The 18684-nt window shown below is 41.2% G+C and carries 20 protein-coding genes and 1 pseudogene; 10 read left to right on the forward strand and 11 right to left on the reverse strand.

The window, feature by feature from the left end; genetic code table 11:
• The first annotated feature begins 28 nt into the window (after positions 1-28).
• The 4 genes and pseudogenes from ACOQOE_RS08735 to ACOQOE_RS08750 all read left to right on the forward strand — a co-directional run bounded on the left by ACOQOE_RS08735 (position 29) and on the right by ACOQOE_RS08750 (position 2522).
• The gene (locus ACOQOE_RS08735) at positions 29-469 is read left to right on the forward strand and encodes a disulfide bond formation protein B (RefSeq protein ID WP_342855114.1); all 441 of its coding nucleotides are present in this window, start codon (positions 29-31) and stop codon (positions 467-469) included.
• On the forward strand, positions 466-1122 hold the full coding sequence (locus ACOQOE_RS08740) for a DsbA family protein (protein WP_342855113.1): 657 nt from the start codon (positions 466-468) through the stop codon (positions 1120-1122). Before ACOQOE_RS08735 ends, ACOQOE_RS08740 begins: the two co-directional genes overlap by 4 nt.
• A 256-nt stretch (positions 1123-1378) precedes the next feature.
• Positions 1379-2109, forward strand: a pseudogene (locus ACOQOE_RS08745) (transposase); the annotation flags it as partial.
• An 8-nt stretch (positions 2110-2117) separates the two neighbouring features.
• Positions 2118-2522 (forward strand): hypothetical protein, encoded by a 405-nt coding sequence (locus tag ACOQOE_RS08750; RefSeq protein WP_420553785.1) that lies wholly within the window; start codon positions 2118-2120, stop codon positions 2520-2522.
• Between the two features lie 243 nt (positions 2523-2765).
• Here ACOQOE_RS08750 and ACOQOE_RS08755 read toward each other — a convergent pair whose 3' ends face one another.
• The 11 genes from ACOQOE_RS08755 to ACOQOE_RS08805 form a co-directional block, all read right to left on the reverse strand.
• Positions 2766-3161: a hypothetical protein gene (locus ACOQOE_RS08755; protein ID WP_342855135.1), complete on the reverse strand. Its 396-nt coding sequence runs from the start codon at positions 3159-3161 to the stop codon at positions 2766-2768.
• Positions 3162-3271: 110 nt separating this feature from the next.
• A complete protein-coding gene (locus ACOQOE_RS08760; protein ID WP_342855136.1) occupies positions 3272-4576 on the reverse strand; it encodes a sensor histidine kinase in 1305 nt (434 codons plus the stop codon).
• Entirely contained in the window at positions 4573-5241 is a 669-nt protein-coding gene (locus ACOQOE_RS08765; protein ID WP_342855137.1) for a response regulator transcription factor, read from the reverse strand. Before ACOQOE_RS08765 ends, ACOQOE_RS08760 begins: the two co-directional genes overlap by 4 nt.
• Before the next feature lie 61 nt (positions 5242-5302).
• Entirely contained in the window at positions 5303-8488 is a 3186-nt protein-coding gene (locus tag ACOQOE_RS08770) for a CusA/CzcA family heavy metal efflux RND transporter (protein ID WP_342855138.1), read from the reverse strand.
• 9 nt (positions 8489-8497) lie between these two features.
• Positions 8498-9787, reverse strand: a complete 1290-nt coding sequence (locus ACOQOE_RS08775) for an efflux RND transporter periplasmic adaptor subunit (RefSeq protein ID WP_342855139.1) — start codon at positions 9785-9787, stop codon at positions 8498-8500.
• Between the two features lie 29 nt (positions 9788-9816).
• Positions 9817-11034: a TolC family protein gene (locus ACOQOE_RS08780; RefSeq protein ID WP_342855140.1), complete on the reverse strand. Its 1218-nt coding sequence runs from the start codon at positions 11032-11034 to the stop codon at positions 9817-9819.
• A gap of 18 nt (positions 11035-11052) precedes the next feature.
• On the reverse strand, positions 11053-11460 hold the full coding sequence (locus tag ACOQOE_RS08785; protein ID WP_342855141.1) for a hypothetical protein: 408 nt from the start codon (positions 11458-11460) through the stop codon (positions 11053-11055).
• Positions 11461-11771: 311 nt separating this feature from the next.
• A complete protein-coding gene (locus ACOQOE_RS08790) occupies positions 11772-12479 on the reverse strand; it encodes a copper resistance protein B (RefSeq protein ID WP_067867222.1) in 708 nt (235 codons plus the stop codon).
• Between the two features lie 13 nt (positions 12480-12492).
• The gene (locus ACOQOE_RS08795) at positions 12493-14406 is read right to left on the reverse strand and encodes a copper resistance system multicopper oxidase (RefSeq protein ID WP_067867220.1); all 1914 of its coding nucleotides are present in this window, start codon (positions 14404-14406) and stop codon (positions 12493-12495) included.
• Between the two features lie 10 nt (positions 14407-14416).
• Positions 14417-14920, reverse strand: coding sequence for a cupredoxin domain-containing protein (locus ACOQOE_RS08800; protein WP_067867218.1), 504 nt, complete (start codon positions 14918-14920; stop codon positions 14417-14419).
• A gap of 466 nt (positions 14921-15386) precedes the next feature.
• Entirely contained in the window at positions 15387-15698 is a 312-nt protein-coding gene (locus ACOQOE_RS08805) for a hypothetical protein (RefSeq protein ID WP_067867215.1), read from the reverse strand.
• A 139-nt stretch (positions 15699-15837) separates the two neighbouring features.
• Between ACOQOE_RS08805 and ACOQOE_RS08810 the strand changes: the two genes are divergently transcribed.
• From ACOQOE_RS08810 to ACOQOE_RS08835, 6 genes are all read left to right on the forward strand, one after another.
• Positions 15838-16170 (forward strand): hypothetical protein, encoded by a 333-nt coding sequence (locus ACOQOE_RS08810; RefSeq protein WP_067867213.1) that lies wholly within the window; start codon positions 15838-15840, stop codon positions 16168-16170.
• Positions 16171-16258: 88 nt separating this feature from the next.
• A complete protein-coding gene (cueR, locus tag ACOQOE_RS08815) occupies positions 16259-16669 on the forward strand; it encodes a Cu(I)-responsive transcriptional regulator (protein ID WP_067988494.1) in 411 nt (136 codons plus the stop codon).
• Entirely contained in the window at positions 16669-17160 is a 492-nt protein-coding gene (locus tag ACOQOE_RS08820; RefSeq protein WP_231867971.1) for a DUF411 domain-containing protein, read from the forward strand. Before cueR ends, ACOQOE_RS08820 begins: the two co-directional genes overlap by 1 nt.
• 15 nt (positions 17161-17175) lie before the next feature.
• On the forward strand, positions 17176-17394 hold the full coding sequence (locus ACOQOE_RS08825) for an SHOCT domain-containing protein (RefSeq protein WP_067867211.1): 219 nt from the start codon (positions 17176-17178) through the stop codon (positions 17392-17394).
• Positions 17391-17816, forward strand: a complete 426-nt coding sequence (locus tag ACOQOE_RS08830) for a c-type cytochrome (protein WP_420553786.1) — start codon at positions 17391-17393, stop codon at positions 17814-17816. The genes ACOQOE_RS08825 and ACOQOE_RS08830 overlap by 4 nt, the downstream gene beginning before the upstream one ends.
• A 346-nt stretch (positions 17817-18162) precedes the next feature.
• Entirely contained in the window at positions 18163-18654 is a 492-nt protein-coding gene (locus ACOQOE_RS08835) for a S16 family serine protease (RefSeq protein WP_420553787.1), read from the forward strand.
• The last annotated feature ends 30 nt before the right edge of the window (positions 18655-18684 follow it).

Genomic DNA, 18684 nt, shown 5'->3' on the forward strand with positions numbered 1-18684 from the left:
CAATTAATGGTGTAGGACAGGAGACTATATGACGCTTGATCAGAAGAGCGATAAAGATCATCGTTGGTGGTTGCTTACAGTTGCTTGGGTCATAGCATTTATATCAACACTGAGCGCTTTATTCATTGGTGAAGTATTAGGTCAAACCCCCTGCACACTTTGCTGGTATCAGCGTATATGTATGTTTCCTCTTGCGATCATATTAGGTATTGCGTCTTATCAATCAGATATAAAAGTTGTTTGGTACGCATTACCACTTTCTGTTATTGGATTATGCATTGCTGCTTATCATTCACTAACATATTCGGGATATATAGCTGAACCTATCGTACCCTGCGGTCAAGACTCTTCTTGTACTGGTAGCAATATGACAATCCTAGGAGGAATATCGCTTCCCTATTTATCACTAGCGGCGTTCTTTCTCATTACGTTTTTACTTATTACTTTATTTCGGAAAATAAAAACATGACGCGCCCAAAAATAGTCATATCAATTACTGTGATAACTTTTGTTTTATTCGCAGTTTCTATATTTATTTGGAATCCTCAGCAGATTAGCAGCACAAGTGTCACCTCACATGAAAGCAGCCTTCTTGAGCGGCCATACTCACCAAGCCTCGGCCCGAAAGAAGCAAAAGTCACTATTGTCGAGTTTTTTGATCCTGCTTGTGAAGCTTGTAGAGCATTTTATCCTTTTGTTAAGAAGGTCATGAATGAGAATCCAGAGAATATTCGTCTTGTGCTGCGTTATACCGCATTTCACGAAGGCTCTGACGAAGTAATACGTCTTCTAGAAGCATCTCGCCTCCAAGGTCTTTTCAAACCGGTGCTGGAGACCATTCTGGCAAGACAATCTAGCTGGGCAGATCATGGAAATCCAAATTTGTCGTTTGCTTGGGCCGCTGCAAAGGATGCAGGCCTTGACGTTCAAAAGGCTAAGCAAGACATTCATAAAATAGAAATAACCAATGTACTTAAGCAAGATACTGCTGATGTCAAAGCATTAGGTATAAAGAAGACCCCAACTTTTTTTGTTAATGGCAAGGCTTTGGAAACGTTTGGTGCACAGCAATTGTATGATTTAGTAAACAGCGAGCTAAATAAATTGGGGTATCCAAAATAAGTGGTTGGTGCTCTGTTTAGCACAATACCCTCCTAACTCTAATTATCTGGTTGGAAAGGATGGTGGGTTATTGGCATTGATATACTAGAGTTTTATTGAATAGATGGGAGGAATGTTCATATATAGCATATGAACGGGTGACCATCGAGAGGTCTGCTAACGACACAGGCTGTGTGAAAACTAACAAAACCCTTCCCGGAGCTTACACAGGCTTAAGTGGTAAAATGGTCAGCGAATTCATCAAGGTTTCGCTGATATGTCATCCCACATTCAAGGCTTGGGCCGATCACAGGTCACGTAGTTTCCTGAAGTTCTCGACGACTTCGTTTCAAAAGATAATCCGATCAGAGTCATCAATGCCTTTGTAGATCATCTTGATCTTCACCGTCTTGGCTTTCAGCGAGTAAAAGCTAAATCTACGGGGCGTCCGGGGTATCACCCAGCTACACTCCTGAAGCTCTATATCTACGGCTATTTGAACCGGATTCAGTCATCAAGACGGTTGGAGAAAGAAGCCAACAGTAATGTCGAGTTAATGTGGTTGCTAGAACGGCTAACACCCGACTTTAAGACGATTGTTGGTTTCCGAAAAGATAATGGCAAAGGCATTAAAAATTCCTGCCGCTCCTTCATTGATCTGTGCCGAAAGATGAACATGTTCTCAGAGGCGGTTATCGCTATCGATGGCAGCAAATTCAAAGCGATAAACAGCAAGGAAAACAACTTCACGCCTCAGAAATTGAAGTTCCATATCGACCGGTTTGAAAAGCATATTGAAGCGTATTTAACGAAGCTAGATCAGGCTGACGAAGCCGATCCGAACAGTGAGGGCAAAATAACCATCGCCAAAAAACCACTTGGATGAAACAGCGCCTGGCTGAACTGAAATCAATGGAAGAGAAGGTCCAAAGCCACCCTGATAAACAGGTATCAACGATAGACCCGGACTTCCGTCTACTAAAAACCAAAGGAATGACACGAGCCATCTAAGTAGAGTGAGGACTGAACTTTACTTTCGCCAAGTTTTGGGGCGTATATTAAGAGTTGATGGTGGAGCAAATAAAGAATCATGGCTATATACTTTCGCTGAATCCAAATTAGTTGAATTTGCTAATCGCCTTGACAGGGAACTTCCGGATCAACAGACAGTAGTTAAAGCTATTGTAAATACTTCATCTAAGAAGCGAACTGCGGAGCGTATATTGAATACGAAGGATGTTCGACCTACGTTGGCTACCGTAGAATGGATTGCGCCAGACGAACAAGAGGAATACAGCGTTCTTAGCATGCGTTTCACTCAGGGTGAAATCGAAGAGCTTCAAACATTTCGTTTTCTAGGGGAGTTTCGAGAAAGTATTGTCGACGCATTTGATGTGCCACCCCCTACATCTGTACTTTAAAACCTGCAAATTTGGTATCAATTTGAAGAGGAAGTCGAGGAGAAAGCAGCTCTTCCAATATGCTGCTTTTAGATCATCGTAATGTTGTGCAGTGTGTGAGGATAAAGATTGTACTGGGTCATTTAACCCAGTACAGGAATGATAGAAGATGATTGCTAGTCCAAAGTGCCGAATAACCAACTAATTCTTCGAATAGTAGTGGCTACCGGCAGGAATTTCCTTTTACTACTATCAAGTATTAAATTATTTCTCCTGATGAGAAATTAAAATTGATTTTATGTCAGAAGAAGGTGTTTTTATTGCTAATTCAAATCCTGAAAAGCGAACGTTATCTTCTTTCGTGAAGTCTTCTATGTCATAGCGCTGATTCTCGATCACTTCGTCACTATCATTGATGATTTTCGCCAAGATATAACCGGGTTCGTCATTTATGTACATCCGCTTGTGTGTTAGGCGGCCTTTGATGACCACCATGTTTTCAATACTCTCCGTTGATACATCTCGAATCGTTAAAGCCCGACTGCTCGTACTGGTAATTAAAGACGGGTCTACTGGAGGTACAGAGCCTGCAGCAAAACTGGCTTCACTTAACAAAACGCCGGTTAAAATTAGAGCACTAAAAAGACTTTTAACTTCCATAAATCACCTCATGAAATGGTTTGTATGAAGAGTCAAAGTGATTTGAAGGTGAATTTAGGGCTTAAATATGATTTTTATATCAAACCTTACAATAAGGGACATGATAAATGTTATGAAAAGTCTAATGGGATTCTAATTTGCACTCTGCATCCATGTGGAACAGCATTATTGATTTGTAATTGTCCAATATATTGCTGCACAATATTGCTAACTATATTCAATCCCAATCCATGCCCTGGAGCTTGCTCATCTAAGCGCACTCCACGTTCAAGTATTGAGGGAATATCACTTTCATTGTAGCCGGGACCATCATCAACAACTTGAAGGTAAAACATGCCCGACTGAATGGAAATTTCAATAGTTACCTGATGTGCGCACCACTTGGCAGCGTTGTCCATAAGGTTGCCAAGTAGCTCAAGAAAGTCACTTTTATCACCAGGGAAATAAGCTTTTTCACTGATTTTAAGTATAAAATTAATCTTCTTGTCAGGGTAAATTAACGTCAATGTGGATGAGAGATTATTAACAGTATCAGACAGAGAAAAAGACTGCTTCTGACTACCCCGCCCAGAGATTCTGGCGCGTTTGAGTTCACCATTTATAATGAAATTGAGCTGATTTATCTGATCGGTAAGTCTTAGTCTGTTTTCTGTAGATAAGCCGCTATCATTCTGCTCAATGATTTGGCGGATCACGGCGACAGGTGTCTTCAACGCATGAGAAAGATTACCGATGGCATTTTTGCTTCGCTCATTGCGGCTTTCCAAGTAACCAAGAAGTTGGTTGATTGCTTTTGCAAGTGGGGATATTTCAGCAATATTTGGCACAATCAACTTTGCTTTTTCCCCACGTTGGATCGCCTCAATTTGTTGGTAAACAGGAGTGATTTTAGAAAATGTTTCTCTGATTACTTTACGTTGAAGGTACATTAGTAATGCGAAGCTCAGAATCACAACCAGAAGCATAGAAAGATGAGACTGTTCTAATTCAACCAAGGAGGCCGTTATGTCTTGCATTACAATAAGGTTGAAGCCATCCGTATGACGCTTACTTAAAATAAGAAAATTTTCACCACTATTTTTTTCATACTGATAGATACCTTCAGTATTCAGCCAAGTTTTTATAGGAAGATCTGATATCAGCTTAGGGGCCGAGCTCCAACTGCTCGCACTGCTCTCTATGTAATAAAGATGGCTGCTGTGTTGTGGAAGGTTTAGGCTGACTGTGGAAAGGTTATTAGGTTTTGTTTTCTGTAAGTGTTTTAGCAAAGCTTCGCTTTCATGTTCCAACTGTTGTGTCAGGACATTCAGGTAGATCCTTTCAGCCCACCAGTGATTTAGCACTCCAAGCGATACGGTAATAATAGTCACTACGATGATAAAACGTTTTAGTAGAAGCTTTTCAATTGAAATCATACTAGGCCTTTGAAGCAGTACCCCTGAAACCGTTTGTTCTCAATGACTTGTTTGCCCAATTTTTGGCGCAACTTACGAATATAACTTTCAACAATGTTACTTTCAGGTTCAGCATCAAATTGATATAGGCAATCTAGGAGTTGCTGTTTACTAAATAGACGGCCCGGATACCTAAGAAAATGTTTTAATAATCGAAACTCAGTATGGGTTAATGAAATTCGCTGATTCGTTGTTACTATAATGGCTTCTTGAGATAGTTCATCTAAACGTATTCCGCCTGCTTCCAATATTGGGCACTGGTGTGCTTTAGTTCTTCGCAACAATGCTTCTAAACGAACCAGTAATTCCTCTTGCCTAAATGGTTTGCAAACATAATCATCGGCACCGGCCTGAAACGTCTTAACTTTTTCCTCCCAATCATCACGGGCAGTAAGCACTAGAACAGGAATGTGTTGGTGCTGTTGGCGCCATTCTTGTAATAAGCTACGACCATTTCCATCAGGTAAACCCAAATCCATAATCGCTATGTCATATGTGATTTCGTTTGCCTTATATCGAGCATCACTAACACTATTACTAAGGTCAACGAGATAACCTGAAGACTCTAAGCTGTGCTGTAATTGATTGGCTAACTGTAGATCATCTTCTATAAGCAGTAGGCGCATTTATATACACTCCGAGTTTAAGAAAATACCTGCCAGCGATCTGGCAGGCATTTATACGGAATTACTCTTCTTTCTGATATTTATATTTTGAAAACGACTCATACAATGTAGGAATGATTAACATTGTTAACACTGTCGATGATAGTAGACCACCTACAACTACGGTGGCGAGGGGTTTCTGTATCTCAGAACCAATATCAGTCGACATTAAAATAGGAATCAATCCTAGCGCTGAGGTTAAAGCTGTCATTAAAACAGGTCTTAATCGAGAGCAAGCACCCTCATACACAGCTTCTGCCATACGTTGCCCGTCTTGAATTCGTAAGTTGATGCTTTCGACCATAACAACACCATTCAATACAGCTACACCAAACAGAGTGATAAAACCGATTGAACTTGGTACAGAGAGGTATTGACCTGAGATAAACAGCGCCGCTACTCCCCCAATCAGTGCTAATGGTAGATTAAGCAACACTAATGCGGCTTGCCCAAGGGAGCCGAAAGAGAAATACAATAACAGACCAATTAAAGCTATTGATAAAGGTACAACGAGCATTAGACGTGCTTGTGCTCGTTGCTGGTTCTCAAATTGACCGCCAATATCCACTGTATAGCCCGTAGGTAGTTCCACATCCTTTTCAATGGCAGTATAAATGTCATTGACTACGCTACCCATATCGCGGCCCTGTACGTTTGCCTGAATGACCACACGACGTTGTACATCATCTCTACGAATTTGAGGTGGTCCTTGTTCAATTGCTACCTGAGCAACATCACTTAGACGAACAATAGCACCGTTATTTGCTTTTAATCGTAATTGACGCAAACTAGTTGCTGATTCGCGCTGATCTTTTTGTAAGCGAATATATATGTCATATCGTTCGTTACCATTAATGACCTGTCCCGCACTGATACCGCCAATACCTGTTTCCACCAAACTCATGACATCAGATACTGATAAACCATAACGGAACAGCTGCTCACGGTTAGGGCGAATAACTAATTGGGCTTCGCCTTCGACTTGCTCCATAGCAACATCTGTTGCTCCAGAAACCTCTTTAACAACACTTTCTATTTCACGCGCTTTTTCCGCTAGAGTATTTAAGTCGCTTCCGAAAAGCTTGATCGCTAACTGGGCTTTTACACCAGAAAGTAGTTCATCAACACGTGTCGCGATAGGTTGTGAGAAAGTAAATAATAACCCTGGATGAATGTTTAAACGTTTTTGCATTAATGCCTGTAGCTCTTGCCTGTTTGTGGCGCTGGTCCATTCATTAACAGGTTTGAGACCTATATATATCTCAATATTTGATACAGGTTCTGGGTCACCACCAATTTCAGCACGCCCTATGCGGCTCAATGCATACGTCACTTCAGGAAATGACAGCAACTCCTTTTCTAATTTTGGAGCAACAGATAAAGCCGATTCCATATTAGCGGAAGGTGCGAGTGTCACCCTAAGATTAATAGTTCCTTCTTCTAATTCAGGAACAAATTCTGTTCCTAGTTGTGGAAGAAGGGATAATGTGGCGATTACAGTAATACCAACAATTGAAAGTAGTGATTTACGTCTTTTAAGTACGACACGTAACAATTTGCGATAACCGCGATCAATTGGTTTAAGAATTGGACTTTCTTTTTCTCGAATGCCCGACTTAAATATCAAGCTTGCTAATGCGGGTACCACAATTAGAGCAACAAGAAGTGCTGATAGCATGGCAATTATGATGGTAATAGCCATCGGTTGAAAAAGCTTTCCTTCTACGCCTTCCAAACTGAACAATGGTGCAAATACAACAATAATAATCATTACTGCAAAAAACACAGGACGAGCTACTTCCTTTGCAGCTATTTTGATACGTAATGACATACCATGAGTATCATGCTCAACATCAAATGGGTCGTCCACACCTGGTGCAGTATGGCCTTCGTGACGTTTATCCGGGTGGGTAATATGTTTGAATATATTTTCCATCATTACAACGGCACCATCGACCATCATGCCAATCGCAATAGCTAATCCACCAAGGGACATTAGGTTTGCTGACATGCCGTAATAAGACATAAAAGCTAAGGCTAAACCAACTGAAAGAGGAATGGAGAGTAAAACGAGCGTTGTCGCACGGACATTCAATAAAAATAAAGCAATTACAATAACAATAAATATGAAAGCTTGAGTTAACGCTGTAACTACCGTGTTGATTGCTTTTTTAACTAAATCCGATTGATCGTAGTATGGTTCAAAAATTACACCTTCAGGTAAAGCACGATTTATCAGCTCTATCCTGTTTTCGATTTCTTCGATTGTACTGTTGGTGTTACTCCCCATACGTTTAAGTACAATACCCGTTACAACCTCACCGTAATTTTCAATTTCGCCTTCAGCATTTTTGTGTGACATAGTGACGGCGCCTTGGCGTATTTCACTACCAAATTCAACATTTGCAACATCACCCACACGCACAAGTGTTCCATCAACTTCTTTTAAGGGAATATCTGCAATATCCTGTAAACCTTTACGGTCGCTGCGTAACCAACCAACACCCCTAACAACAAGTTGTTCCCCACCTCGGTCAAGATACCAACCACCTGCATTACGGTTGTTTGCTTCAATAGCATCAACAAGCTGCTCACTTCTGATGTCATAAGAGAGTAAGCTCTGTGAGTCTAGATTGACCTGATACTGACGTACCTCTCCACCAAAAGAGAGTACATCTGTAATACCATCAACAGGCATTAATAGTAGCTTTACAACCCAATCATTAAGGCTACGAAGCTTCATAACATCGTAATCGCTGCCGGGCTCTGCTTTTATAAGGTATTGATAAATTTGACCGAGACCAGATGTGTTTGGACCCATTTCAGGTACACCTACTCCTTCTGGGATCATCTCTTTTGCGACTTGAAGCTGTTCAAATACTTGCTGCCTAGCAAAATAAATATCGGTGCCTTCTTCGAAAACAACGGTTATTCCAGCTAAGCCTGTTTTAGAGATGGAGCGGACCTCTTCAACATCAGGCATTGAATACATTACGGACTCAATTGGAAAGGTAATCAGCTGCTCAACTTCTTCAGCCGCTAAGCCTGGCGCTTCTGCATTAACTGATACCTGAATGTTTGTTACATCAGGAAACGCGTCCAGATTGAGTTTGGGAATTAGAAAGGCACTTCCAATTAACGCGATGAGGACAGAGATGACCACTATAATACGGTTACCAACTGACCATTCTATAAGTCTATTTAGCATTGGTTTTTCCTAGTGGTTATGAATATCAAAGCCAGCTTTTGCTTGCTCGGAAGCTAAAAAGAAAGTTCCGGATGTTACAACCTTGGTTCCACGACCTAACCCGCTGACAATGCGTGAGCCGACCATTTCACCTAAAATTTCAACTTCTTCTAGTTTGTATTCACCCTCATCTACTTGAACAAAGACTCCCCAATCTCCATCTGGGGTTTTAGTGAAAGATGTCTCTGGCAGTACCATCTGTAATGAAAAGGTTTCTGTTGGCATGAAAACACGCGCAAACTGTCCGGGGTGAAGCCTGTGATCACGATTATCTACGCTAATTCTGACCATACGTGTACGGGTAACTTCGCTAAGATTATGAGCAATCTGCAATAGGGTGCCATGATAAGATTCATCCCCGACGGTGAGGGTGATTTCAGTCCCTTTTTCTATATCTAATTGTTGATCTGCAGGGAGTTGTGCTTCTACCCAGATATCCTGTTCATCAACCAATGTAAATAAAGACTCATTGCTAGTGACAGTTTGTCCGATGAGAAAGTTATCTTGTTGAATAATACCGCTGTGTGGAGCTTTCAGAATGAACTGACCTAATGGGTTTTTGTTAGGTTTATTAACTTGGGCTTCAATTTCATCTGTAGACAAACCAAAGGCAATTACCTTAGTTACGCTTTGTCGAAAATTAGCTTCTGCACGGCTATAACGTTGTTTTCCAGATAAACTTTTCCCCATGCTTTTAACCAGCTCCCACTCTTTTGCGTTATTGCGAAGCTCGGTAAAACGATCTGCTAATTCATCAGAGAAAAGGGTAACAAGTGGATCCCCTTTTTTTACGTGATCACCTAATACAGCATGTCGCCTAATAACTTTTACGTCAGACTGAGCTGAAATAATGCTTGTTTTGTAACGGTTATTAACAACTTCACCATAAATGTTTTGCGTGTTTGCAACGTATTCTTGCTTTAGTTCAGTAACTTCTAAATCGATCATAGACTGCTGTTCTGGGGTAAGGTGCAATACACCTTCTTCTTCCTTATGTTCTTCCTCCCCTTCATGTCCTGCATGATCTATATCTTCTATCTCATGCTCCTCATGCTCTTCCTCTCCTTCATGCTCTTGGTGATCATCTTCACCTTCGTGCTCTTCATGATCACCCTCATGGTCTTTATGTTCTGCCATTTCGCTTACAGAGTTCGTTACAGTGTTTATTTTTTCTTCATGATTTTCGCCAGCAAATGCAACGTTAGTCATGGATGAGACCATCATGCTGCTGATAACAAGAGGTAATATTTGTAGTTTCATCTTAAAATCTCAGAATATATTGGGTTGGTTCATTGTTGCTCTAACCAATGTATAAGTTGATTGCTACTGCTTAGCCATTCGATCAGGCTTAGGTTGGATTCTGCACTTAGGTTTACATCTGTCGCTAATGATGTATTGAGTCGCCGCAGGTTTTGCAGGTAATCAGAGGTGTTTAATTCCCCAATTTGCCAGAGCTTTTCTAATTTCTGGCTTAAGTGAGAGATACCTTTCTGCTGAGTCTTTTGCAAAAGGCTCTGTAAGCTTTTTTGCTGCTCAACAACATTCCAATTCTGTCTAAGTAAATTTTCTACTTCGATTAAATGTTGTGTAACTGCATAGTCTGAGGCTTTAGCATTAGATTCCGCTGCGCGTATTTCTGATTGATAATTATTACGTACATTTAAGGGGAAGGTGATTGAAAGAGCGAGAACATCATCATTCCCATCTTGCCCCATACCTAAGCCTAGAGTGGGCTCTGATTTACTCTCAGCTACGGACTGTCTAATTTGTAACTGGGCTAATTGAGCTTGTAAAGTGGATATTTTTACAAGATAGCTCTGTGTGCTTAGTGTGGAAAAATCTGGAGTAGTGGGAAGGTCATGCACTAATTTTTCAGGAAGTTTGAGAGACAAATCGCCTATTAAGCTTTGTTGTTGTGCTCTGCTTAACTGTAGATCTTTCTGTGCATTATTCTTTGCATTTATTGCATCAGACAATGCTACCTTCACAAACTCAAGGTCAAGCTGGTTAGCATCACCGGCCTGAATCTTTTGCTGAGTTAATTTAATTAAACGCTGGCTTATAACTAGTTCTTGTTCAGCCAGCTGTAATAACTCCTCAGCACGTCGTGTTTGTATAAGGCTGGTTAAGGAGTGTTTAGCTAATTCAGTTTTTGTTTGTTTATTTTGTAATGCGCTAATTTGTTCTTGAATAGCGGCAATCTGACTCCGGCTACTCCGCTTATCATATAAGTCTATCTTTTGGCTAAGTGTGACCTGATAGGCTCTATCAGTTTTATCGTCATAACTGATCTCCAATTCTGGATTATATATGGGCTGCATCGCAGCATCTTTTGCAGCTTTCGCCCTATCTAAATTTGCCTCTAACTGCTGCCATTGTGGTGACTGCCCTAGACTCAGCAGTAGGCTTTTAGCCCAGTTATTATCTTGGGTATCTGCCCAAGATGCCGCCGAGTAAGAGACTAGTACCGCTAAACCTAATTTTAATGTATGAGATTTAATTTTCATGATGAAATATCAGTATTGTTAGATTGAGTGATTACTTATTTCAGCTGGATGGAAATTTACTGAAACAGTCCAGTTTTCAGGCAGGGTATCTTTGAATTGATAGTGGAATTTTGAGGCAAAAAAGCGTCGCTTTGATAATTTCTGTGGTGAGTAAGTTAGTGGCATTGTTTTAAGAAGTTCAGAACTCTCATTCCGCACTTCCAAATCTACGTGCCCTTGACGCAGAGAGCGGGAAAGTTTTTTCTTTCTTATCTTGCCTTTTACTAAGCTGCCAATTTCATTGTTTGATAGGGTAACGGATTGAAAATGCGTAAACTTATTTGAGGTTTTAAATTTTAGTTCAGCTACTTCGGAATTTACTACTTGCCCTGCTTGCGCAGATAGCGAGCCTGTAATAAACGATAGTAGGATGATTATAGTGACCATTATAATTACCTATTAGATTGGTAGTCATTAACTGATTATTTTGAAACAGAGTAATTGATGAAAATGATTTCAAAATGAATGAGTTGATTGAATGTGAGTCTTTGTCATTCGTTTACAGGCTTTCGTAAAATATTCAAGCCTGAATGGTTGTTTGTAGTTTCTATTTAAAATCAATAAGTTATAGAATAGTCCACGTAATGTTCTTGGGGCGCTTTTTTAGACAAAAAAAGAAGCCTAAAAAGGCTTCTTTGTTGATCCTAAATATCTTGTGGTAAAGCTGTTCCTTTGAAGTTAAGGGCTACTTTAGATGATTAAAACCAGGCTCTCACCCCAATAACAAATTGAACGTCACTGGTATCCTCTCCTTCTTCACGGGCATAGTCTGCGGTATTGCCGAATTTTTTCTCCCAATGGATTCCTATATAGGGTGCAAATTCCCTTTTGACCTCATAACGAAGTCGAATACCTGCTTCTATGTTCGAGAGTCCAGAACCGACTTCTCGTGCTTCATCATTTTTTCCGTGAAAATTAATCTCAATTTCAGGGGAAAGAACCCATTGCTGAGTGAGCATCATTTCATATTCGGATTCTAATCTCAGCGCTGATTGACCGTCTTCACCTATGAAAAGGCTTGCATCGGTTTCAAAGTAGTAGGGGGCAACGCCTTGTACCGCGACAACAGCCCAGTCTTGCGTGGGTTTGGGATAGAAATCATGCCGTATACCAAATTGAACATCCCAATATGGGTCAATCGCCTTGCTATAGAGAAGTTGCAGTTCTGCTTTCTCAGTTTCCCCGGTTGTGCGTTCACCTTCTGTTTTGAATACGAACTTATCAAGATCATACCCAGCCCAGCCTTGAACTTCCCAAGCAAACGGTTTACCAGAACTTGCATCCCTTTTTTCTAGTTGATCTATGGTTACCATGGTCAGCAAAGGGTCGTCTTTTCCTCCTGCTTCAGCTTGAAAAGGAAGGGCCGACATGGCTAAAATCAACGTCTTTTTTAAAATATTATTCATCGTCTTCTCCCTTTTAGCTAACGTGAACTTCACGGAACATACCAAGCATGTGATAAATCAAGTGACAGTGATATGCCCACTTGCCCTTAGCATCAGCGGTGACTCGATAACTAATTTTTGCTCCCGGCTGTACTACGACCGTGTGTTTACGAGGGATATATTTATCATCCCCTGTTTCTAGATCACTCCACATGCCGTGTAGATGCATAGGGTGGTTCATCATGGTGTCATTAACAAAATTAATTCTGACTCGCTCCCCATATTTCATCTGTATTGGATCAGCATCACTGTATTTAACGCCGTTGATTGACCACATATAGCGGCTCATGTTGCCAGTGAGGTGGAGATCAATTTCACGAGTTGGATCGCGCGGGTCAGGCGTTGGATTGAGGTTTTTTAGGTCTGCATAAGTTAAAACACGCCTTCCATTGTTTCGTAATCCTACCCCAGGATCATCTAGTCGATATTGAGGATCGTCTGCGCGCATATCAACATGCGGGCCATATTCCGTGTCTGCATGCTTAATTCCAGGAGATTGCATAGCATTATTCATGCTACCTACGGCCCCCATAGAATGTTGAGAATGATCCATCTTTCCGGAGCTTTGCATATTATGTTGAGAATGATCCATCTTTCCGGAACTTTTCATATTATGCTGAGAGTGATCCATCTTCCCGGAGCTTTTCATATTATGTTGAGAATGATCCATCTTCGCAGAGCTTTGCATATTGTGTTGGGAATGATCCATTTGAGAGGTACCCCCCATATTATGCATGCTGTGGTCCATGCCCATACCCATATCGGTGTGAGTAAGTAGAGGCACAGGATCAAGCGCAGGTACTTCACCCGTTAAAGAATAATCAGGTGTGAGCGTTCCTCTAGCATATCCTGAACGATCAATAGCTTGAGCGAAAACTGTATAAGCCATGTCGTGTTCTGGCTCTACGATCACATCATAGGTTTCAGCAACACCAATTCTGAATTCATCAATTGATACTGGTTGAACATACTGACCATCAGCAGCGACAACTGTCATTTTTAGGCCAGGGATTCGAACGTCAAAAAAGGTCATTGCGGCACTGTTAATAAAGCGGAGTAATATTTTTTCGCCTTTTTTGAATAATCCTTTCCAGCCTTCTGCAGGTGTGACGCCGTTTATTAGGAAGCTATAGGTGTAGCCGGTTACGTCAGAGATATCTGTTTGGCTCATACGCATGACATTCCACATCTCTCGTTCGCGAAATGTAGCTTCAGCCCCTTTTTCTTTAATATCTTTCCAGGTGTCATTGAGTGTTCTTTCGTTGAAGTTGTAGTAGTGGCTCATCTTCTTCAACTTTGCGTATACATCATTTGGATCTTCGTCAGTCCAATCGGATAACATAACGACATAATCACGATCATAGGTATAGGGTGGTGGTTCTTTAGGCTCGATAACTATTGCGCCATATAGTCCTGTTTGCTCTTGGAAACCTGAATGGCTGTGATACCAGTAGGTGCCTGATTGAGTTACTTTAAATTGATAGTTATATGTTTCACCTGGTTTAATCCCCGCAAAGGATAAGCCAGGGACGCCGTCCATTTCTGGTGGCAATATTAACCCATGCCAATGAATAGAACTGTCTTCAGCTAAAGTATTGGTTACACGTAATGAAACTGTTTCTCCTTCCTTGAAGCGTAAGACAGGAGCTGGTAAAGAGCCATTTACCGTTGTTGCGTACCGAGGGGCTCCTGTGAAATTAACCGCTTGCTTCCCTATTGATAGGTCAAAATCGTTACCTCTCAATTCGGGTGTGCCCATTTGTGGAGCTGCGGCGAATAATGATTGGGACTTAAAACCGAACCCAGCTAATACCCCACCCATTGCCAATCCGGTAACGAAACGGCGTCTGCTTGGATTAATGCTTTTTGGAAATGACTGCTTTTTCATCTGAACCTCCTTACTGACTATTACCGACTTTTATTGTTGTAATCATTCCTGCCTCGTAGTGCCCTGGCAGTGTACATGCGGCCAAAAAATTTCCTACGGAAGTAAACTTCCATATTAGTGTTTTGGTTTCTCCTGATTTTAAAGATAGAGCATTGCTGTCAGAGTGCTTCATATTAGGCATTCCTTGCATTTCTTTGCGGTGCATTTCAATTTTGTCTCGCGTACCTAGTACAAATTCGTGATGTATCTGCCCTGTGTTTGTTACGGTGAAACTTACAATGTCTCCTTTTTTTAGGTCTAAGGTATCTATGCTGAATCTCATTTGATCATTAGCGGTCAAGTTCAATGCTTTAGTTACCTCGGTGCTTTTTCCTGGTATTCCTATGGAATCGTGTTGCCCCTTCATTTCATTGTGATGTTGTATTGAGTCAGCAATAGGGCTTGCTACTCCCGCAAAAGCAGAAGGGGAGATTAGTAACATTGTTAGTAGTGCTGCTGAGAAACTCTTTTTCATTTTGAACCTCACTTAAAAAAAGAACTGGTCGGCCGCTTAAAGCATTTGTGACAGTTGCGGGGGGTGAAACCCGACCAGTTCAGAACTCCAGTATTGGCTTACGCCGGTTTTTTTTGTTGATATGGGGTTAAGGGGGAGCCGAGGTGGTTTCTTGATCCGTTGGGAAAGGGTTAATTTATACTGATCGCCAATAATATTGTTTGGAGGTACGACCTTAAATTTCGGTTCAATATTTCGTGATGAAGATATTACGGTAATAGTAGAAGAGCAATGGTTGAAATTAGAACCGAATTTGCTGCTTTCTGGTGTATCAATGCACTCTGTTTTCACAGGTTGAATCACAAAGGTCGTGTTTGAGGTAGATGATGCAAAAGATAGATTGCTCCAAATAAATAGAGCTATTATCAAGGCATATCGTCGATTTTTTGAGATGTGGTTCTTCATCTTGTTACCATTGATTGCAGAGCTATTTTGGCGATTTGTTACAGCAGTGAGGTTTGTGGTTAAAGTTGTCTCTGATATTCTCATCTGAGTATTGGTACCAACTTCTTTTCCATTTACTTAGTAGGCTGGGCTTAACTTCAAATTGATTGTTAGTTATAGCTTGCTCAATACTTTTCCACTGTATTTTTGTCGCATCGTATGAGACCTCTAACCAATCTTCAGACATAAGTAACCCAATCACTCCATCGAGATTAGATAGCTCAGCTGTTAATCTTTCGCTATCCCCTTGTTGGGAGAAGTATATATTTCGCGTTTCTGTTGAATATTTAGTCATAGCTGCATTGCCCTTACAGTTTCAATCAGCTTAATCCTTCCAGTTAGAGTAAGGTCAAGGATATAAGCAAAAAAAGGTGAATCTTAATTAAAAGCTCTTGTCACAGTAGATATTGTGGGGCTATCATAAGAATATGAACATGAGACAGCTTTTTACCATTTTTGCACTTTTGATAACGTTGTTTGGGACAACGCAAATGAGTGTGGCTGCTGCTTTACCAATGGAACACATGTCCTCTGATATGCATTCTATGGTGGAGATGGATGGTGGTATGGAAAAAAGTGTAAATTGTGCTGACCAACCTGGGTGTGAGTTGCAAAGCTCTTGCGGTGGTCACTTGTGTTCCGTTATTTCTAGCGTTACTTCTATGAAAATAGCGTATATCCCCTTTAATATATCTATATTTAAAGCCTCTTTAACAACGATTTATCTCATTCAGAAAGACAGACCTCCTCAGCCTTTGATGAGCTAATCATCAGGGGCGTAATGCTTCCTGCTTAATAAAAAATACCCCTCCTTCGATGGTGTGGGTTGGTTCCACTTATGCAGGTAATTTCAAAATGAATATTTCACAAGCAGCTAAGTTCACTGGCTTAACCAGTAAAACAATCCGTTTTTATGAAGAGAAAGGGGTCATTCCGAAAGCTAGGCGGGCGGATAATGGCTATCGCTTTTACACAGAAGACCAGTTGGAAACTCTAGGGTTTATTAAGCGTGCTAGGGGATTAGGGTTCTCTCTGGATGAGTGTAAAAAACTTTTGGATCTACAGCATAATCCTGACCGTGCATCAGCGGAAGTTAAAGAAAAAGTACAAGAGAATTTAGCGCGTGTTCAGAGTCAGATTGAACACCTTGAAGATATTAAATCTTCACTGATGAAAATGTCCAAATCATGCCCAGGTAATAAGGGTCATGAGTGTCCCATTTTAGATGAACTATGCCATGGAGGTCATACAGAGGTTTTGCAGTAATGAATATGGTAATTACAAAGATGAAAAAGCTAGTGGTGTTTCTTTTAATGGTTTTATCTCTACCAGCATATTCAGGTGATCCATACTGGTTGGAAAATAGAGATGATTCTCAGTATGAAATCGATGTATATCGCAGCGCAAGCTGCGGTTGTTGTAAAACCTGGATAGCACACCTTAAGGAACATAATTTTGTTGTAAAAGATCATGTTCTTTCTGATGTGGCTCCTTTGAAAGAACAATTAGGTGTGCCTAAAAAGGGCGCTTCGTGCCATACAGCTAAGATCAATGGAAAAGTTATCGAGGGGCATGTACCAGCCCAGGACATCAAAAAAGTGTTAGCTAGAAAAGATATCAAGCTTCTTGCCGTACCCGGAATGGTTTCAGGAAGTCCCGGTATGGATATGGAGGAAGCCCCTAAGCATGCGTTTAAGGTTTACTCTATCGATACTAAAGGTCAGGTAGGAGTGTTTTCAGAATACTCTAACTATTAAATAAGGAGTCAGATTATGTGGCATGCAGGTGATATGTTTACATCAGGGTGGCATGGGTTTGGAATGTTTATTTGGCTGTTGATTATAGTTCTATTCATCCTTTTATTTGTGAAAGCTTTCGCCAAAAAGAGAGAGGCTTCTTCGACAGCTATGGATATTCTTGATGACCGCTATGCAAAAGGTGATATTTCAGAAGAAGAGTATTTAAAAAAGAAAGCGGAATTGGAAAAATGATTACCCGAATAGGTGTAGTTTTGATTCTTTCCCTTGGGTTAGTAGGGTGTTTTGAGACAGAGCCTAAAGTTGAGGGGCGTTGGTACACCCAATCCCAAGTTGATCTTGGGGAAACAGTCTTTTTAAATAATTGTGCAACCTGTCATGGTGCAGGAGCCCAAGGGACAAGGGAATGGAAAAAGCTTTTACCAAATGGAAAATATCCACCTCCCCCCCTTAATGGCTCTGCCCATGCGTGGCATCACCCATTAAAAGGTCTGAAGGCTACAGTTCAGGAGGGCGGTGCGAAATTTGGTGGCACTATGCCTGGATTTGGAAGTTCACTGAGTGATGATGAGCAAGAGGCTGCAATAGCTTTCTTTCAGAGTAAATGGTCTTCTGAGATCTATCAGATGTGGTTGGATAGGGGAGGACTTCGTTAAATATTTATAACAGATTTCTCTGAACTTGGGTGTGCTTTGCATTAGATACAGTAGTGGCGTTTATTGCATCACTATTTTGGGCTAGATGGGGAATTTCATGCTTATGCAATGTGAGTTATTATAGATTTAAATCTAGACACGCTCTTTTTAATTAAGTTAGACATTAATTTTTCACTTCTGTTGCTTTCAGCCCTACTGTGGCAAGGGGTTTGGAGTATTAGTCAGATAGTGACTAAAAAAGTGTTGTAAAATAAGTCGCGGTGCACTTATCCAGGAGGGATCTGGCAAGCCTGGCTTTATCCACACCATTGGCCTCAGCAACAAGGGGATGCCTGGACTTTACCGCTTGGAGCTTCAGGTAACCAAGGGTACTGGCAAGTTGGCCACTTCAGGCTTGTGGAACTCAAGTGCGACTAAGGAGCAGGTTAAGATCGCCTTTGATTTCTTCAAAGCCAACGCCTCGCGTATCAGTGCTTCGGTCAAGGTTATGGATCACGATTTCCACCTGCATGTGGTCGAGCTTCAAAACACGGGACCACTGAATCATCTGGCGCTATCCAGCCTTGTTGCCTTTGCATCTGGACTGTTAGGTAAACCGACGCAGGGGCAAATGGTGGTGCTGGGTGATATGAGTCTGGGGGGCAGTGTGACACCGGTAGAGAGTATTGCTGAGTGCCTTCAGGTCGCTTTCGATGCGGGCGGTAAGCGGGTTGCCCTGCCGATGAGTAGTGCTGCTGATATCCCATCCATTCCAGCAGAGCTGTTCACCAAGTTCCAGACGAGTTTTTATGCGGATCCAGTGGATGCAGTTTATAAGGCCTTAGGTGTCGGCTTGTGAGGTAAATACAAGATTAGCTTTCCCTAGTAA

This window comes from Neptuniibacter marinus, assembly GCF_965223595.1.
In the GTDB taxonomy this organism is placed as follows: Bacteria; Pseudomonadota; Gammaproteobacteria; order Pseudomonadales; family Balneatricaceae; genus Neptuniibacter; species Neptuniibacter marinus.

What these genes read in the sequence shown, in the direction of transcription:
- ACOQOE_RS08775 (WP_342855139.1), bottom strand. Translation starts at nt 9,787, where the DNA reads ATGAAACTACAAATATTACCTCTTGTTATCAGCAGCATGATGGTCTCA.
- ACOQOE_RS08765 (WP_342855137.1), bottom strand. Translation starts at nt 5,241, where the DNA reads ATGCGCCTACTGCTTATAGAAGATGATCTACAGTTAGCCAATCAATTA.
- ACOQOE_RS08820 (WP_231867971.1), top strand. Translation starts at nt 16,669, where the DNA reads ATGAATATGGTAATTACAAAGATGAAAAAGCTAGTGGTGTTTCTTTTA.
- ACOQOE_RS08825 (WP_067867211.1), top strand. Translation starts at nt 17,176, where the DNA reads ATGTGGCATGCAGGTGATATGTTTACATCAGGGTGGCATGGGTTTGGA.
- ACOQOE_RS08795 (WP_067867220.1), bottom strand. Translation starts at nt 14,406, where the DNA reads ATGAAAAAGCAGTCATTTCCAAAAAGCATTAATCCAAGCAGACGCCGT.
- ACOQOE_RS08770 (WP_342855138.1), bottom strand. Translation starts at nt 8,488, where the DNA reads ATGCTAAATAGACTTATAGAATGGTCAGTTGGTAACCGTATTATAGTG.
- ACOQOE_RS08810 (WP_067867213.1), top strand. Translation starts at nt 15,838, where the DNA reads ATGAGACAGCTTTTTACCATTTTTGCACTTTTGATAACGTTGTTTGGG.
- cueR (WP_067988494.1), top strand. Translation starts at nt 16,259, where the DNA reads ATGAATATTTCACAAGCAGCTAAGTTCACTGGCTTAACCAGTAAAACA.
- ACOQOE_RS08740 (WP_342855113.1), top strand. Translation starts at nt 466, where the DNA reads ATGACGCGCCCAAAAATAGTCATATCAATTACTGTGATAACTTTTGTT.
- ACOQOE_RS08790 (WP_067867222.1), bottom strand. Translation starts at nt 12,479, where the DNA reads ATGAATAATATTTTAAAAAAGACGTTGATTTTAGCCATGTCGGCCCTT.
- ACOQOE_RS08755 (WP_342855135.1), bottom strand. Translation starts at nt 3,161, where the DNA reads ATGGAAGTTAAAAGTCTTTTTAGTGCTCTAATTTTAACCGGCGTTTTG.
- ACOQOE_RS08735 (WP_342855114.1), top strand. Translation starts at nt 29, where the DNA reads ATGACGCTTGATCAGAAGAGCGATAAAGATCATCGTTGGTGGTTGCTT.
- ACOQOE_RS08785 (WP_342855141.1), bottom strand. Translation starts at nt 11,460, where the DNA reads ATGGTCACTATAATCATCCTACTATCGTTTATTACAGGCTCGCTATCT.
- ACOQOE_RS08805 (WP_067867215.1), bottom strand. Translation starts at nt 15,698, where the DNA reads ATGACTAAATATTCAACAGAAACGCGAAATATATACTTCTCCCAACAA.
- ACOQOE_RS08760 (WP_342855136.1), bottom strand. Translation starts at nt 4,576, where the DNA reads ATGATTTCAATTGAAAAGCTTCTACTAAAACGTTTTATCATCGTAGTG.
- ACOQOE_RS08800 (WP_067867218.1), bottom strand. Translation starts at nt 14,920, where the DNA reads ATGAAAAAGAGTTTCTCAGCAGCACTACTAACAATGTTACTAATCTCC.
- ACOQOE_RS08780 (WP_342855140.1), bottom strand. Translation starts at nt 11,034, where the DNA reads ATGAAAATTAAATCTCATACATTAAAATTAGGTTTAGCGGTACTAGTC.
- ACOQOE_RS08830 (WP_420553786.1), top strand. Translation starts at nt 17,391, where the DNA reads ATGATTACCCGAATAGGTGTAGTTTTGATTCTTTCCCTTGGGTTAGTA.